Below are 15,132 nucleotides of genomic sequence, written 5' to 3' on the forward strand. Positions count from 1 at the left end.
AGCGAGTTCGAGTTTATACCAGCCATTTATGGCCTGACAACGGCTAGAAGCCTGATCTRGGCCGTAAAACAGTAATTTTGTCTGCAAAAAAAGTCATTCATTATTAAAAACAAAGGCAGGGATTATTTTTTCTTATCAATCAGCGTGATAGCCAACTAGTGTGCAGGTGCATAAGCGGCAAAAACGCACTCACTGGGATCCGCAATCGATTTAGTGCTAGACTATGCCACCTTTGTAAGTGACCTCCCTTTTTCGGAGAGACAACCATCGGGGCAGATATGAAACACACCGTTGAAGTGATGATTTCAGAGCAGGACGTACAGGCGCGAGTCAAAGCCCTGGGCGCCGAGATCAACGAGCATTATAAAGATTCAAAAGACCTAGTATTGGTTGGATTGTTGCGAGGCTCGTTCGTTTTCATGGCCGACTTATGCCGTGCCATTGACTTGCCGCACGCGGTCGACTTTATGACCGCATCAAGTTACGGCAACAGCATGGAAAGTACGCGTGATGTGCGTATTTTGAAAGATTTAGATGATGATATTAAAGGCAAAGATGTACTCTTAGTCGAGGATATCATCGATACCGGCAATACGCTCAGCAAGGTGTGTGAAATCCTGTCTTTGCGCGAGCCAAATTCTGTACGTATTTGTACATTGTTAGACAAGCCAGAGCGCCGAGAAGTCGACGTCAAGGTTGATTGGTTGGGCTTTACGATTCCAGATGAATTTGTGGTCGGTGTGGGCATTGATTATGCGCAAAAGTATCGCCATCTGCCGTACGTCGGTAAAGTGATTCCATTGGATTAATTTTCACGGTGATTGGCAACGCTAATCATCGCGCAGAGCGACAGAGCGTCTCACGAGCAATGAAAAACCGAGCGGTCGCTCGGTTTTTTTGACCCCATGAGACAGGCGAGTGCCATCCTGCCTTGTCAGGGAGGAGTGGAAAGACTAACACTCGACCTGGTCAGACACGAGTTCACACATCGCCGATTGATAGTTGATTTCCAGTGATGCCTGACTATTGGCGGTCATCCCTAGATCCCGCAAGATCCCGTCGGTGGTGTCGTAAAACCAGCCATGGACCTTCACATCTTGGCCGCGCTCCCAGGCCGCTCGCAAAATCGTTGAATTGCCCAGATGATAAACCTGTTCGGCGACATTGATCTCACACAGCCGGTTACCACGGGCTTGTGCGGGCAGTTGGCTAAGATAGCTTTTGTGCTTGAGGTAGAGATCACGAATATGCAGTAACCAGTTGTTAATTAAACCCAGCTCAGGGTTTTCAATCGCTGCATGTACCCCGCCACAACCATAGTGGCCACAGACAATAATGTGTTTGATTTGCAGGACATCGACGGCGTACTGCACCACGGATAAACAATTGAGATCGGTATGAATCACTTGATTGGCGACATTACGATGAACAAAAAGCTCGCCCGAGTCTAAGCCAGTCAGGCGCTCTGCGGGGACGCGACTATCGGCGCAGCCAATCCATAAATATTCTGGATGTTGTTCTTTCGCCAACTCGGCAAAAAATTGTGGGTTGGTATCACGAATGTCTTTTGACCAGGCTTTATTGTTGGCGAACAACGCTTTGATTTGGGCCATATCCACTCAGTCTTTTGGCAAAGTTATCAATTGCCACTATACCGCAATGAGGGGGATTGAAATATACTGAGATCAATTTTCACATTTTTTTACACCTTTCGCGTCCAATGGATCACGCTGTTTACCTGCAACACCACTGCTCGGATAGGTTAATCCAAGAAAATTCGTATACTGTTCGCTCTATCATGATCTTAACCGCAGTAGGGGTAGTGCGTGTTTGATAAAGGACGATTTGCGCAGCTGACAGTAAAAGGGGATTTGTTTGGTGGGGTCACTACCGCGATTATCTCATTGCCATTGGCGCTAGCATTTGGTGTCGCCTCAGGCGCTGGCGCGGAAGCTGGGCTATGGGGCGCGATTCTAGTCGGGTTGTTTGCCTCGTTATTTGGTGGTTCATCAACGTTGATCTCCGAGCCCACTGGGCCGATGACAGTGATCATGACCACGGTGCTAACCGCGATGATGGCTCGCTACCCGGAAGGAGGCGTTGCTATGGCGTTTACCGTGGTGATGATGGCTGGCGCGTTCCAAGTTCTGATTGGCAGTTTAAGGCTAGGTAAATACGTTACCTTGATGCCCTACAGTGTGGTGTCAGGCTTTATGTCAGGGATTGGGGTGATCTTGATTTTGCTCCAGCTGGCGCCGTTATTGGGGCAAGCCGCACCTTCTGGCGGGGCGCTTGGCACCCTCAAAGCATTGCCTGACTTACTCGCTAATGCCGATTTTAAAGAGGTGTTCCTCGGGGGACTCACCCTTGGCATCTTGTTTTATTTCCCTGCCAAGTATCGTCGTTTTATTCCCGCACAGCTTGTCGCACTCGTCAGTATCACTTTGGTGTCGATTTTATTGTTTGATACCGACAGCATTCGTCGTATTGGGGAAATACCCACTGGCTTACCCTCGCTAGTGCTTCCGCATATCACGGCTGAGCATTTTACTGCGATGGTGATTGATGCCCTCGTACTGGGTACCTTAGGCTGTATTGATACCTTATTAACCGCGGTGATTGCTGACTCCCTGACGCGGCAAGAACACAACTCTGATCGCGAGCTGCGCGGACAGGGCGTCGCCAATATGATTGCCGGGTTACTTGGTGCGCTCCCTGGCGCGGGGGCGACTATGGGCACCGTGGTGAATGTACAAGTAGGCGCGCGTTCTCCCTTATCGGGAATGTTGCGGGCGGCGATGTTAGCCGCGGTGGTATTGGTCGCCGGTGCGCTGACCGCGCCCATCCCGATGGCAGTATTGGCGGGCATCGCCTTGTACGTCGGTTTTAATATCCTCGATTGGAGCTTTCTGCATCGTGCCCACAAGATCAGCTTACAGCAGACGGGGATCATGTATGGCGTGATGGCGCTGACGGTATTTGTCGATTTGATTGTTGCCGTTGGCTTGGGGGTATTCATTGCCAACTTATTGGTGATTGAGCGCCTCAGTCGAGAGCAAGCCAAGCAAGTGCGGGCCATCAGTGATGCCGAAGATGATGAAGTGCCGCTTGATGACGAAGAGCGTGCGCTGCTTGATGCCAGCAATGGCCAAGTGTTGTTTTTCTATCTTTCCGGGCCGATGATTTTCAGTGTCTCGAAAGCGATTGCACGCCAGCATGCGCACATCAACGAGTTCCGTGTGATGATATTGGATTTAAGCGATGTGCCCATGTTAGATATGACGGTTGGCTTGGCGTTAGAGAACGCGATTAAAGATGCGCGTGAGGCCGAGTGCACGGTGTTTTTACTGTGCCCGCACGATGAGACACGTGAGCAGCTGCAGCGCCTTCACATCGGTGATTGGGTCAGAGACGCGCATATTTTTACCACACGCAAACCAGCATTAGAGGCGGCCAACCGCTTGGTAGAAGTGATGCCATAGCGCACTGTTCAACGTCTCTTACACCTCGATACACACAAACTCGCAAACTGGCGTCATGAGCGGGTTTGTGTGCTGTCATGGCTTTTTAGAGGGATCCGCGCGTTTCCCGATTAGCCAAATCCCCCCCCATCACGATCACTTAAATACAAGATATTTAGTGAATATTTGCCACATTTCTCATCATTTTATTCTTTTTGGTTGAAAACTGACCATGCGTTTCCCCTCCTGATTTGATCTTGTGCACATTCCTATATACTGGCGCGCGCACTGGGGGACCCCCGTGCCAGTGAGTAAAGCCGTCATGGCCGTGATACTGCATACGACTTGAAAGGATCAGCTGTTTTGAAATTCGAACGATTCAAGAACTGGACCCTGAAAGGGGACCTGTTTGGGGGCGTCACCACGGCGGTTATTTCTTTGCCCCTCTCGCTGGCGTTCGGGGTAGCGTCAGGTGCCGGTGCCGAAGCCGGCATGTGGGGGGCCATTTTAGTAGGCCTGTTTGCTGCGTTGTTTGGTGGCTCTTCAACCCTTATCTCAGAGCCGACCGGCCCGATGACAGTGATCATGACCGCGGTACTCACCACCATGGTGTCACGTTACCCCGAAGGGGGCATGGCAATGGGCTTTACGGTGGTGATGATGGCGGGCTTATTCCAAGTGATTTTAGGGACCTTGAAGCTTGGAAAATACGTCACTTTAATGCCATATAGCGTGATATCGGGCTTTATGTCCGGCATTGGCGTTATCTTGATCATTTTGCAGTTGCCGCCTTTACTGGGGCAAGGCACCCCTGACGGTGGCGTACTCGGGACCTTGCAAGCGCTGCCCGATCTCATCGCGCATACCCAACAAAGTGAGCTGCTATTAGGGCTATTGACGCTGGGGATCCTCTTTTCTTTCCCACAAAAATATCGCCGTTATATGCCGGTGCAACTCGTTGCCTTGGTGGTGGTGACTGTGTTGTCAATGTGGTGGTTTGATCTTGAGGCGATTCGCCGTATTGGTGTGATTCCCACCGGCTTGCCCACCTTGATGCTGCCACACATTGACAGTGAGGTACTCACCACCATGATGGTGGATGCGTTAGTGTTGGGGACCTTGGGGTGCATTGATACCTTGCTCTCTGCGGTCATCGCTGACTCGTTGACGCGCGAAGAGCATGATTCGGATAAAGAACTGCGCGGGCAGGGAGTGGCCAACATGGTGGCGGGATTATTTGGCGCTTTGCCGGGCGCGGGTGGCACCATGGGCACGGTGGTCAATGTGCAAGTGGGTGGACGTTCACCCTTTGCGGCCATTGTGCGCGCCCTTATTTTAGCGGCGGTGATCTTGGTCGCAGGCTTTTTGACTGAGCCCATCCCGATGGCGGTGCTGGCGGGTATCGCTATTTATGTGGGGTTCAATATCCTTGACCGCACCTTTATCCAACGTGCCCACAAAGTCAGCTTACATCAAACCGTGATCATGTATGGGGTGATGATATTGACCGTGCTGGTGGACTTAATTGTGGCAGTGGGTGTGGGCGTGTTTATTGCCAATATTATTGCCATTGAACACTTAAGCCGTGAGCAAGAAAAGCAGGTCAAAGCGATCAGTGATGCGGATGAAGATGACGTCCCCTTGAGTGAGATGGAAAGGGCTTTATTAGATAGCGCCAACGGAAAAGTGTTGTTTTTCTATCTCTCAGGCCCAATGATATTCAGTGTCTCGAAAGCGATTGCACGTCAGCACAGTAAAATTGAGGAATTCGATGTCATGATCTTAGACCTCAGTGACGTGCCCATGATTGATATGACCGTCGGCCTCGCGCTGGAAAATGCGATCAAAGATGCGGTGGATGCCAATTGCCAAGTTTTTCTGCTCTGCCCCCATCAAAAAACACGGGATCAGCTTGAGCGCTTGCATGTTAAAAATTGGCTCACCGACGATCATACTTTTGATAGCCGTTATGACGCACTCCGTGCCGCGCACCGAGTGACCGAGGTCATGCCTTAAAAGAACGGGAGCTTATGAAAGCCATCGACATCAAAGACCTGGTCAAAACCTATGGGACCAGTGTTAAGGCGCTAAAAGGGGTATCGCTCTCTGTCGAGGAGGGCGATTTTTATGCGCTATTGGGGCCAAATGGGGCGGGTAAATCCACCACCATTGGCATTTTGAGCTCACTGGTGAATAAAACCCAGGGGCAGGTGAGCATTTTTGGCTACGATCTCGATAGCCAAAAAGTGGAAGCTAAAAAACAAATCGGGCTGGTGCCACAAGAGTTTAACTTTAACCAGTTTGAGAAAGTGGAACAAATCGTGGTGAACCAAGCGGGTTACTATGGTGTGCCCCGCGACCAAGCCAAATTACGCGCGAAAAAATACCTCTCGCAGCTCGATTTATGGGATAAGCGCCATGAGCCTGCCCGTAATTTGTCGGGGGGCATGAAGCGTCGCTTAATGATTGCCCGCGCGTTGATGCATGAGCCTCGCCTGTTGATTTTGGATGAGCCAACCGCTGGCGTCGATATTGAGCTGCGTCGTTCCATGTGGGACTTTCTCACCGAGATAAACCGGCAAGGGATCACCATCATTCTTACCACCCATTACCTTGAAGAAGCCGAAACCTTGTGTCGCAACATCGGTATTATCAATCGAGGAGAGCTGGTGGAAGATACCTCCATGAAGGCCTTGCTGGCGAAGCTGGACGCAGAGACGTTTATCCTTGATTTACAGCCGGGGCATAAACTGAGCACCTTAGACGGTGTTAATTGGCAGAAAACCGATACCAATACCTTGGAAGTGGAAGTGAATAAGTCAGTCGGATTGACCCCTGTCTTTGACCAGTTGTCGCAACAAGGGGTGCAGGTGCTGTCGATGCGCAACAAGGCAAACCGCCTTGAGGAGTTATTTGTCACCTTAATTCAGCAAAATGGGGAGGAGCGTGCATGAATGCTTTGTATTGGGTGGCATTTCGCACCCTGATTCATAAAGAAGTGGCGCGCTTTACCCGTATCTGGGTGCAAACCTTGGTGCCGCCCGCGATTACCATGAGCCTCTATTTTATTATTTTCGGTAATCTGATTGGCTCGCGGATTGGCCAGATGGAAGGCTTCTCCTATATGGAGTATATCGTGCCCGGGCTTATCATGATGTCGGTGATCACCAACTCGTACTCGAATGTGGCATCGTCTTTCTTTAGTGCCAAGTTCCAACATAATATTGAGGAGTTGTTGGTCGCCCCCATTCCAAACTACGTGATCATTGCCGGCTACATTGGTGGTGGCATGTGTCGGGGGTTAGCGGTCGGCGCCTTGGTGACCATGACCTCTTTGTTCTTCGTCGACTTGCAGATAGCGCATCCGTTGATTGTGATTACCACCGTGGTGTTGACCTCGGCGGTGTTTGCACTGGGTGGACTGATTAACGCTATTTTCGCCAAAACCTTTGACGATATTAGCCTGATCCCTACCTTTATCTTGACGCCATTAACTTACCTAGGGGGGGTGTTTTATTCGCTCTCCCTGCTGCCTGAGTTTTGGCAGGGCGTGTCAAAACTGAACCCGATTGTGTACATGGTGAACGCGTTCCGGTACGGCTTTCTTGGCGTGTCAGATGTCGGCATCATGACATCGTTTGGGGTGCTGATGCTGTTCATCATCGGGCTGTATGCCCTGGCGTGGGGCTTGATTTCCAAAGGAACAGGCTTGCGTAGTTAACGACCTCGCAGTACCAATAATTCGGTTTGATACCGGATACAAAAGCCCCGGCCATCATGGCCGGGGCTTTTTATTGCTGGCTTGAACAATGACGCCTGATGGTGTGCTGACGCTTAGTTAAACAAACCTTTTAGCCACCCGACCGGGTCTGACTGACCACAGCGTTTGGCAAACTGCCCATCAATGTCCCAAATCGGTAGCGACATCTCTCCACGACAATTCAGCTGATACTGACTGCCTTGCTGGGTCACGGCGACTGTGGTGACGTTAGCCGGCCATGATAATGTCAGCGCACTGGCGCCTCGGCGACTGAGATAATCATCATAGACACGCAATGCCCCTGAAGCGCCGGTGAGCCCGGTTGATTGGTTATCGTCGCGGCCAAGCCACACCGTGGTGACTTCTTTATCATCGATACCGACAAACCAACTATCGCGGTTATCATCTGTGGTACCGGTTTTGCCCGCGAGTGCCACATTGCCATGGCGACGCGTCAAGTAGCGTCCCGTCCCTTGCTGAACGACCTGCTTCATCGCGTATAGCGTCAGCCAGCCAGCTTGCTGAGGCACGACACGCTCTGCTTTTGGCCAGTTTTGATAAAGGTTTTGTCCCTCTTTGGTGGTGACCGCGCGTAAGGCGGTTAAGGGGGCACGTTGCCCACCACTGCCGAGCGTTTGGTAGATTTGGGTAACGTCGAACGGACTCATGCTAAACGCGCCAAGAAGCAAAGACGGTACTTGAGGGATATTCTCGGTATTGGCGCCCAGTTTGCCGAAGGTCTTGATCACCTCATCTAACCCCAGCTGCATGCCGAGATTTACCGTCGGGACGTTATAAGACTTGGCAAGAGCGGTGAGTAAGGACACACGGCCTCGGTATTGGCGGTCATAGTTGCGCGGTTGCCAGCGACTGCCTTGGCTGCCTTCTAAACGAATGGGTTTATCGTCAATCTTGCTGGTGAGCTGGAAACGTTCCGGGTGGCTCAACGCGGTCAGATACACCGCCGGTTTTGACAGTGAGCCGATGGGGCGTTTGGCGTTTAATGCGCGATTAAAGCCAGCGAAACCCGGGCGTGCGCCGCCGACCATGGCACGAACTTCGCCGCTGCGGCGGTCGGCAATCACCGCTGCCGCTTCAAGCTTGTTACCTGCTCGGCCTTTAAGTGCCTTGACCTTATCGACGACTGCGCCTTCAATCGCTTGCTGTGAGACAGGGTCGAGCGTGGTAAATATACGCAGCCCTTCGCCCGCGGCATATTTATCCCCGACATTGTGGCGGATCTCTTCTTTGAGCTGATCAAAGTAGGCGGGCTGGGGACGCGATAGCGTCGGGGTGGCCTGAATATCGAGCGGACGACTGGCGGCGGCATCATAATTGGCACTGGTGAGCAGATTTTGCTCGAGCATCAAGCGTAATACCAGATCACGTCGTGTTTTGGCGCGTTCAGGATGGCGAAAGGGGTTGTAGTAGGACGGCCCTTTTACCATGCCAACTAGTAATGCGAGTTGATCGACACGTAGCTCACTGATAGGACGACCGAAATACAAGCGCGCCCCTAAAGGAAAACCGTGCACCGGCTCACCACGGCTTTGGCCGAGGTAAACCTCATTGAGGTAGGCCTCAATGATTTTGTCTTTGCTATAGCGAAAATCCAGGATCAGTGCCATGTAAGCTTCTTGTACCTTACGCCACAAGGTGCGATCACGGGTAAGGAACAAGTTCTTAGCTAACTGTTGAGTCAGCGTCGAGCCTCCTTGCACGGTGCGCCCTGCGCGAATATTGGCGACGAGTGCACGTAAAATACCGGTAGGCGAAACACCTTCGTGGTGATAGAAGTCTCTGTCTTCTGTGGTGATCAAGGCTTCAACTAAAAACTCAGGGAAACGCTCGCGTGGCAAGAATAAGCGTTGCTCACGAATGCCGGACTCCATCATGCCCAATAGCTTGGGTTCGATACGCAATAACCCCAGCGGTTGTTGGCTGCTTACCTCGGTGATTTTATCCACTTGGCCGTCAGCAAAGCTCAACATCGCATGACGTGCCGGCGCGGGCCCATCTTCAAAATCAAATGGACGACGAATGATCTCAAGCCGGGTGCTTGACGCCGAGTACTCGCCAGGGCGTTTTGGGGTGCGTACCTTCTGATAATTAAGCGCATCCAGTTGCTGGCGTAGCTGTGAGAGGGAAAAATCGCTACCAGGAGACAGGTTGATGACTCGGCCATAAACGACCCCAGGAAGCTGCCAAATCTGGCCGCTGAATCTGTCTTGGATTTTGCCATCTAGATAGATCCCTAACATGACCACGGCGGCAATCCCGACGAGGCTGCACTTTAGCCCTAAGCCTAACAGGCGTTTCCCCCAACTTGGCTTAGTCGGCGTCTTCTTGGGCTGGCGTTTGGGTGATGAACGTTTTTTATTGCTCGGGCGTGAGCGTGTTTTTTTTTCTGCCATACAATAGCTTAACTCTGATTAAAATGGCGCTTGGTTTTTCGGGTTGGCACATGGTTGGCCGGATCATCAGGCCAAAGGTGTTTAGGGTACCGCCCTTTCATTTCTTTTTGCACCTCTTTGTAACTGCCTTGCCAAAAGCCCGCCAGATCTTGGGTAATTTGTAGCGGGCGTCCAGCGGGGGAAAGTAACTCTACTTGTACCGTCACCTTGCCGTTAGCCAGGGTGGGCGTTTGGGCCTGCCCGTACATCTCTTGCATTTTCACCGCTAAGACGGGCGCACTGTCTGGCGTATAGCGCAAAGGATAACGTGAGCCCGTTGGGACGGTCATATGTGTGGGCAGCGCCGCGTTCAATTGTTGGGTGACCGCAAAGCCGAACCAAGCTTCTAACACGGGCTTGAGATCTAGCTGCTGCAGGGTTTGCCAGCGCGACATGCCGTGAATAAATGGCGCGAGCCAGGTATCGAGCGATGCCAATAAGTCGTCGTCGCTAAGTGGCGGTAGCATAATATCTAGTCCCCAGGCTTGCGCGCAGCGGGCGCGGGTGAGCAAGGACTGGCTGCTGCGTTGCCAGTTCAACGCATCAATGCCTTTTTGGCGTACGGCGTCTAATAATCCTTGCGCCTGCTGCTCAGCACTGAGTGTATTCAGTGGCTCACGATAAAGCACTAATTCGCCGAGGCGTTGCTGTTTTTCTGCTTTTAGCGTGCCGCGATGGTCGTCCCATTGTACGACCTCATGTTGACGTAATAAGTCGGGGCGCATCTGTTGTAGCGTGTCCAGTGAAAGCGCGATGGCACTGTAGGCGCGGCTGTCGTGTTGCTCGCCGGCCATCACATCACAAACCACGATTGCCTCAGCGTGACTGAGTGCGTCTTGACTATCGAGTGTCACGCCGTGACCATTGGCCATCATAAAGCGTCTCGTTTTTCCCCGTCTCAATGCGACTCTATCTGGCCAAGTGTTAGCGGCCAGCAGTGGCAACATGGCTTCATCGAGGGAGCGTTGCAATCTTATCCCAAGTGTCCGTGCCAGTGACTGGGCGCGGTCTTGATAGTCTTTGTGAGCCATGACCGATTGTAATTGGTCAACCAGCGCCAGCGATGATCTTGAGGTCATGGGCTTGTCGGCCCATGCGGCGAGCCAGCAGGCGGTGGATAACACAGAGGTGTCCTCCTTTTCAGCCCGAGCCAACATGGCGGCAGCGCGTGGGCTAGCCGCCAATTGAATGGCACGTTGCCCCAGCGCGGTGAGTCCTTGGCGCGTATCAATCAGCCCCAATTGTGTCAGCCTGATACAGGCCGCTTGCCAATGCTTGGTGGGCGGCACGTCAAGCCAATGTAAATCTTTCACATCACAGCCCCACTGGATGATATTGAGGGCAAGATCGGTTAAGTCTTCTCGTAAGATCGGCGCGGTAGGAGTGGCTGGTAAGCGTTGAAACTGCTCTTCGCTGTATAGGCGTAGGCACTGTCCTTCCTCAAGGCGACCGGCGCGACCTGCGCGTTGAATGGCGGCACTGCGTGTGATCTGCCGTGTTACTAGCTTATCGATACCCGTTTGTGCTTGATGGATAACCATCCGCTCAAGTCCCGCATCGATCACTAACCGGATCCCTTCGATGGTTAAACTGGTCTCAGCGATATTGGTTGTGAGCACTAACTTACGCCTCCCAGTAGAAGGAGGGGCGATCGCGGCGTGTTGCGCCGAGGCGTCAAGGCTACCGTGAAGACGATGCAAATCCATGTCATCAGGGAGGCGCCCTTCTAGGGCGGCATAAACCTGTCTAATCGTGCTCACACCGGKGAGAAAGAGTAGGGCCGACCCCGCGTGTTGAGCGATAAAATCAAGACTGGCGCTAGCCACTGCGCTGGCCCATTGTGAATGCCGTGACAGTGGGTGATAGTGATAATGAATCGGGTAGCTGCGCCCTTCAGTTGTCAGGGTCAGGGCGTCGGGTAAATGTTGCGCCAAGGCGTGATTATCTAAGGTCGCAGACATGACCACCAGACGCAGATCATCTCGCAAGCCAGCTTGGCAATCTAGACTCAAGGCGAGCGCGAGATCGGCATGCAGGCTGCGTTCGTGAAACTCATCGAACATGACCACACTCACGCCATCAAGCATGGGGTCGGTTTGCAGCAAACGTGTCAGCACCCCCTCAGTGACCACCTCAACACGCGTTTGAGCACTGACTTTGGTCTCTCCCCGCRTGCGTAAACCGATGGTTTGGCCTATCGGCTCACCCAGATGATGGGCGAGGAAGCGGGCAATATTGCGCGCGGCGAGCCGACGGGGCTCCAGTAGCACGATTTTTCCCGGCAGTGAGGCCTGCTCAAGCAACGCAAGGGGTAAGCGCGTCGACTTACCCGCGCCCGGTGGTGCGGATAAGAGGATCTGCGGATAGGTCGCGAGCCCGTCTATCAGGTTGGGTATCACGGCATCAATGGGAAGCTGAGACAAGAATTCGCCCTTTGTGTCAGAATCAAAGTGACTATTTTAACGGACTGAGCGTAAAAGGAGAGCCCATGCGACTATTTTTCGCATTAGGTTTGGACGAGAAAACCAATCAAGCCGCTCGGGAGCAACTGGTTCGCTACCACCATCATCTTTGTGGTGAGGGGCGCGCGGTGCCCGATCAGAACTTACATCTCACCTTGGCGTTTTTGGGGGAGGTTCCTGATACCAAGCTCCCTGCGCTCCAAGCCGCGGCAAGTAACCTAGCTCTGCCTGCGTTTTCTCTCACTACCTCAGGTGTTGAAGTATGGGAGCAGCCGAAAATTGCGTGTGTAACCTTCAACCAACCCCCGTCGGTATTGTTTGACCTAGCTCATCACTTACAAACCTTACCCGTTTGGCACGCGAAAGCGGACAGTCATACGTTTACGCCGCATATTACCTTGCGTCGTGGCGTCAAGCATCAACAAGCTTTACACCTACCACCTATGCCAACACAGACATTTGCCTGTCAACGGTTTGGGTTATATGCTTCGCCTTCCTCCGCGTCAGATGAATCGATACCGCGAGATAATGAGGGGCGGGCGTTATACCAATGCCTGCATCAATTCAGCCTTTGTTAATCACCAGCAGGAACGGCAGATGCAGTTTTCCCCACCACTAGCGTCGGCAACCTTAGTACGCCGCTACAAACGTTTTTTAACCGACGTCACGCTGGCTAATGGCGAGTTGCTGACCATGCATTGTGCCAATACCGGGGCGATGACCGGTTGTGCGACGCCAGGCGATACGGTTTGGTTTTCCACCTCCGATAATAGCAAACGTAAATACCCGCATAGTTGGGAGCTTAATCATACCCAGCAGGGACACTGGATTTGTGTCAACACGGCACGTGCCAACCCCTTAGCGGTTGAGGCGGTGCAGGCAGGTAGTATTCCTGAACTAGTGGGGTATCGACAATTACAGACGGAAGTACGCTATGGCAGCGAAAACAGTCGCATAGACCTACTATTACGTGACGATGACAAACCTGACTGCTATATAGAAGTAAAGAGTGTCACATTATTGGAGGAAGACGGCTGGGGAGCGTTTCCGGATGCCGTCTCCACGCGTGGGCAAAAGCACTTGCGTGAATTGATGGCGATGGCAGAGCAAGGACATCGTGCGGTCTTATTATTCGTTGTTTTGCACTCAGGGATTGAAAAAGTCACAGGCGCCCCCCATATCGACCCGGATTATAACCAGTTATTAAATCAGGCGCTGGCGTCAGGGGTAGAAGTGATCTGCTATCAGGCTCAGATGTCGCCGAGTGAGCTAAATCTGGTTAATTCCGTACCTTTTGTTAGTCATAACGCAAAAGTGTAAGCATGTTCACATTGGGCGTTGCGCGGCGTAAATCAAAGATTGCCACCCTAAAGGCTTTCTGCTATAGATAGCGCCCTCATTTGACAGACACGGGTCATGTCAAGGTTTTTTAGGAGAAGCTGAATGCCAGAAAGCAAAGAAAAGAAATCGCTGGGCATCCTGGCCATTGCCGGATTAGAGCCATACCAGGAGAAACCTGGAGAGGAGTATATGGGAGAGGCTCAGCTTGAGCATTTCCGTAAAATCCTCAATGCGTGGCGTAATCAGCTCAGGGAAGAAGTCGACCGCACCATGAATCATATGAAAGATGAGGCGGCCAATTTCCCCGATCCTGTCGATCGTGCAGCACAGGAAGAGGAATTCAACCTAGAGCTGCGTAACCGCGATCGCGAGCGCAAGCTGATTAAGAAGATCGATAAGACATTGCAGCGTATCGAAGATGATGACTTCGGCTTTTGCGACTCGTGTGGTATCGAAATTGGGGTGCGCCGCTTAGAAGCTCGCCCAACAGCAGAGTTGTGTATTGACTGTAAAACACTGGCTGAGCTAAAAGAAAAGCAAATGGCTGGCTAACGCTGGCGCGTTATATTTGCACTCGTTGTTCGCTCGCCGTGGTTGGCAGAGAGAAAGCAGACAGATAAAAGGGAGCCTCGGCTCCCTTTTTGTGTTTTAGGGTGCTTGTGTTAGCGCAAGATCCCCGTACAATTTGCGCTATTCACTCTCGCTGCAGGCGTCGCAACTACTGTCTATGCGCTTATCATGACTTCGCAGACCGCTTATATTGGCCGTTTTGCCCCTTCCCCGTCGGGCCCGCTACACTTTGGCTCATTGGTGGCGGCACTTGGCTCGTATTTAGATGCGCGCGCACACCATGGGCAGTGGCTGGTTCGGATTGAAGATATCGATCCGCCTCGCGAGCAGCCGGGCGCCGCGAGTGACATTTTGCGCACGCTGGAGGCGTTTGGTTTTGCGTGGGACGGAGAGGTGCGTTACCAAAGCCAGCACCTTTCTGATTATCAAGCGCAGATTGACGCTTGGTTAAGCGCTGGGCAGGCGTATTATTGCACCTGTACCCGGCGGCAAATCAAAGAGGCGGGTGGCGTTTACCCAGGTTGGTGTCGTGATAAAGATAAAGGGGCGCAAGCGGCGGCGGTGAGACTAAAAAGTCCTGCCGAGGTACTCGCTTTTCAGGACAGGTTGCATGGTACGCTTGGTCTTGATGCGCATCTGGCCAACGAAGACTTTATTATTAAGCGACGCGACGGCTTGTATGCGTATAATCTTGCGGTGGTACTCGATGATATCGATCAAGGCGTGACCGATATCGTGCGTGGGGCAGATTTGATTATGCCGACAGGGCGCCATATCGCGTTGTACCAACAACTCGGCCAACCCGTGCCCCGTTATTTACACCTGCCTCTGGCTGTCAATGCAGAGGGACATAAGCTTTCTAAGCAAAACCGGGCCCCTGCCATTGATAACCAAGCGCCGCTTCCTGCTTTACGCGCAGCGATGACGTTTCTTGGTTTGCATGGAGTGGCTGAGCAAGAGGTGGAGAGTCCCACCCAATTATTAGACCTGGCGGTTAAGCGTTGGTCGTTGGCACAGATACCGAGAAAAACGGAAGTGACGACAGCATTCTAAAATGGCCCACCCTGATATATTATATGCCGCTG

12 protein-coding genes are annotated in these 15,132 nt (G+C 52.3%); 9 read left to right on the top strand and 3 right to left on the bottom strand.

Features of this window, described 5'->3' with window-relative positions; all coding sequences use genetic code 11:
- Nucleotides 1–278: 278 nt before the first annotated feature.
- Complete coding sequence (gene hpt / locus BZG13_RS00710; protein ID WP_077484280.1) at nt 279–809, top strand: hypoxanthine phosphoribosyltransferase; 531 nt, start codon at nt 279–281, stop codon at nt 807–809.
- A gap of 144 nt (nt 810–953) precedes the next feature.
- Here hpt and can read toward each other — a convergent pair whose 3' ends face one another.
- A complete protein-coding gene (can, locus tag BZG13_RS00715; protein WP_077484282.1) occupies nt 954–1,613 on the bottom strand; it encodes a carbonate dehydratase in 660 nt (219 codons plus the stop codon).
- Nucleotides 1,614–1,826: 213 nt separating this feature from the next.
- On the opposite strand from can, the gene BZG13_RS00720 reads away from it, so the two are divergent.
- The 4 genes from BZG13_RS00720 to BZG13_RS00735 all read left to right on the top strand — a co-directional run bounded on the left by BZG13_RS00720 (nt 1,827) and on the right by BZG13_RS00735 (nt 7,182).
- Nucleotides 1,827–3,482, top strand: a complete 1,656-nt coding sequence (locus BZG13_RS00720; protein WP_077484284.1) for a SulP family inorganic anion transporter — start codon at nt 1,827–1,829, stop codon at nt 3,480–3,482.
- A gap of 342 nt (nt 3,483–3,824) precedes the next feature.
- The gene (locus BZG13_RS00725) at nt 3,825–5,477 is read left to right on the top strand and encodes a SulP family inorganic anion transporter (RefSeq protein WP_077484286.1); all 1,653 of its coding nucleotides are present in this window, start codon (nt 3,825–3,827) and stop codon (nt 5,475–5,477) included.
- A gap of 14 nt (nt 5,478–5,491) precedes the next feature.
- Nucleotides 5,492–6,415, top strand: a complete 924-nt coding sequence (locus BZG13_RS00730) for an ABC transporter ATP-binding protein (RefSeq protein WP_077484289.1) — start codon at nt 5,492–5,494, stop codon at nt 6,413–6,415.
- A complete protein-coding gene (locus BZG13_RS00735) occupies nt 6,412–7,182 on the top strand; it encodes an ABC transporter permease (RefSeq protein ID WP_069363391.1) in 771 nt (256 codons plus the stop codon). The genes BZG13_RS00730 and BZG13_RS00735 overlap by 4 nt, the downstream gene beginning before the upstream one ends.
- Before the next feature lie 113 nt (nt 7,183–7,295).
- Here BZG13_RS00735 and mrcB read toward each other — a convergent pair whose 3' ends face one another.
- Nucleotides 7,296–9,635 (bottom strand): penicillin-binding protein 1B, encoded by a 2,340-nt coding sequence (gene mrcB / locus BZG13_RS00740; RefSeq protein ID WP_077484292.1) that lies wholly within the window; start codon nt 9,633–9,635, stop codon nt 7,296–7,298.
- A gap of 8 nt (nt 9,636–9,643) precedes the next feature.
- The gene (gene hrpB, locus BZG13_RS00745) at nt 9,644–12,097 is read right to left on the bottom strand and encodes an ATP-dependent helicase HrpB (RefSeq protein ID WP_077484294.1); all 2,454 of its coding nucleotides are present in this window, start codon (nt 12,095–12,097) and stop codon (nt 9,644–9,646) included.
- A 65-nt stretch (nt 12,098–12,162) separates the two neighbouring features.
- Between hrpB and thpR the strand changes: the two genes are divergently transcribed.
- From thpR to gluQRS, 4 genes are all read left to right on the top strand, one after another.
- Nucleotides 12,163–12,714: an RNA 2',3'-cyclic phosphodiesterase gene (thpR, locus tag BZG13_RS00750; RefSeq protein ID WP_077484297.1), complete on the top strand. Its 552-nt coding sequence runs from the start codon at nt 12,163–12,165 to the stop codon at nt 12,712–12,714.
- 19 nt (nt 12,715–12,733) lie between these two features.
- The gene (gene sfsA, locus BZG13_RS00755; protein WP_077484299.1) at nt 12,734–13,456 is read left to right on the top strand and encodes a DNA/RNA nuclease SfsA; all 723 of its coding nucleotides are present in this window, start codon (nt 12,734–12,736) and stop codon (nt 13,454–13,456) included.
- 123 nt (nt 13,457–13,579) lie between these two features.
- Nucleotides 13,580–14,029 (top strand): RNA polymerase-binding protein DksA, encoded by a 450-nt coding sequence (gene dksA, locus BZG13_RS00760; protein ID WP_046074011.1) that lies wholly within the window; start codon nt 13,580–13,582, stop codon nt 14,027–14,029.
- A 186-nt stretch (nt 14,030–14,215) separates the two neighbouring features.
- Nucleotides 14,216–15,100: a tRNA glutamyl-Q(34) synthetase GluQRS gene (gene gluQRS, locus BZG13_RS00765; protein WP_077484302.1), complete on the top strand. Its 885-nt coding sequence runs from the start codon at nt 14,216–14,218 to the stop codon at nt 15,098–15,100.
- Nucleotides 15,101–15,132 lie beyond the last annotated feature (32 nt).

The sequence above is a fragment of the Salinivibrio sp. ML323 genome, assembly GCF_001995745.1.
Lineage (GTDB): Bacteria > Pseudomonadota > Gammaproteobacteria > Enterobacterales > Vibrionaceae > Salinivibrio > Salinivibrio kushneri.

Excerpts from the sequence above, each read along its gene's own strand:
- hpt (WP_077484280.1), top strand. The coding sequence starts at position 279 with ATGAAACACACCGTTGAAGTGATGATTTCAGAGCAGGACGTACAGGCG.
- can (WP_077484282.1), bottom strand. The coding sequence starts at position 1,613 with ATGGCCCAAATCAAAGCGTTGTTCGCCAACAATAAAGCCTGGTCAAAA.
- BZG13_RS00730 (WP_077484289.1), top strand. The coding sequence starts at position 5,492 with ATGAAAGCCATCGACATCAAAGACCTGGTCAAAACCTATGGGACCAGT.
- BZG13_RS00735 (WP_069363391.1), top strand. The coding sequence starts at position 6,412 with ATGAATGCTTTGTATTGGGTGGCATTTCGCACCCTGATTCATAAAGAA.
- mrcB (WP_077484292.1), bottom strand. The coding sequence starts at position 9,635 with ATGGCAGAAAAAAAAACACGCTCACGCCCGAGCAATAAAAAACGTTCA.
- thpR (WP_077484297.1), top strand. The coding sequence starts at position 12,163 with ATGCGACTATTTTTCGCATTAGGTTTGGACGAGAAAACCAATCAAGCC.
- sfsA (WP_077484299.1), top strand. The coding sequence starts at position 12,734 with ATGCAGTTTTCCCCACCACTAGCGTCGGCAACCTTAGTACGCCGCTAC.
- dksA (WP_046074011.1), top strand. The coding sequence starts at position 13,580 with ATGCCAGAAAGCAAAGAAAAGAAATCGCTGGGCATCCTGGCCATTGCC.
- gluQRS (WP_077484302.1), top strand. The coding sequence starts at position 14,216 with ATGACTTCGCAGACCGCTTATATTGGCCGTTTTGCCCCTTCCCCGTCG.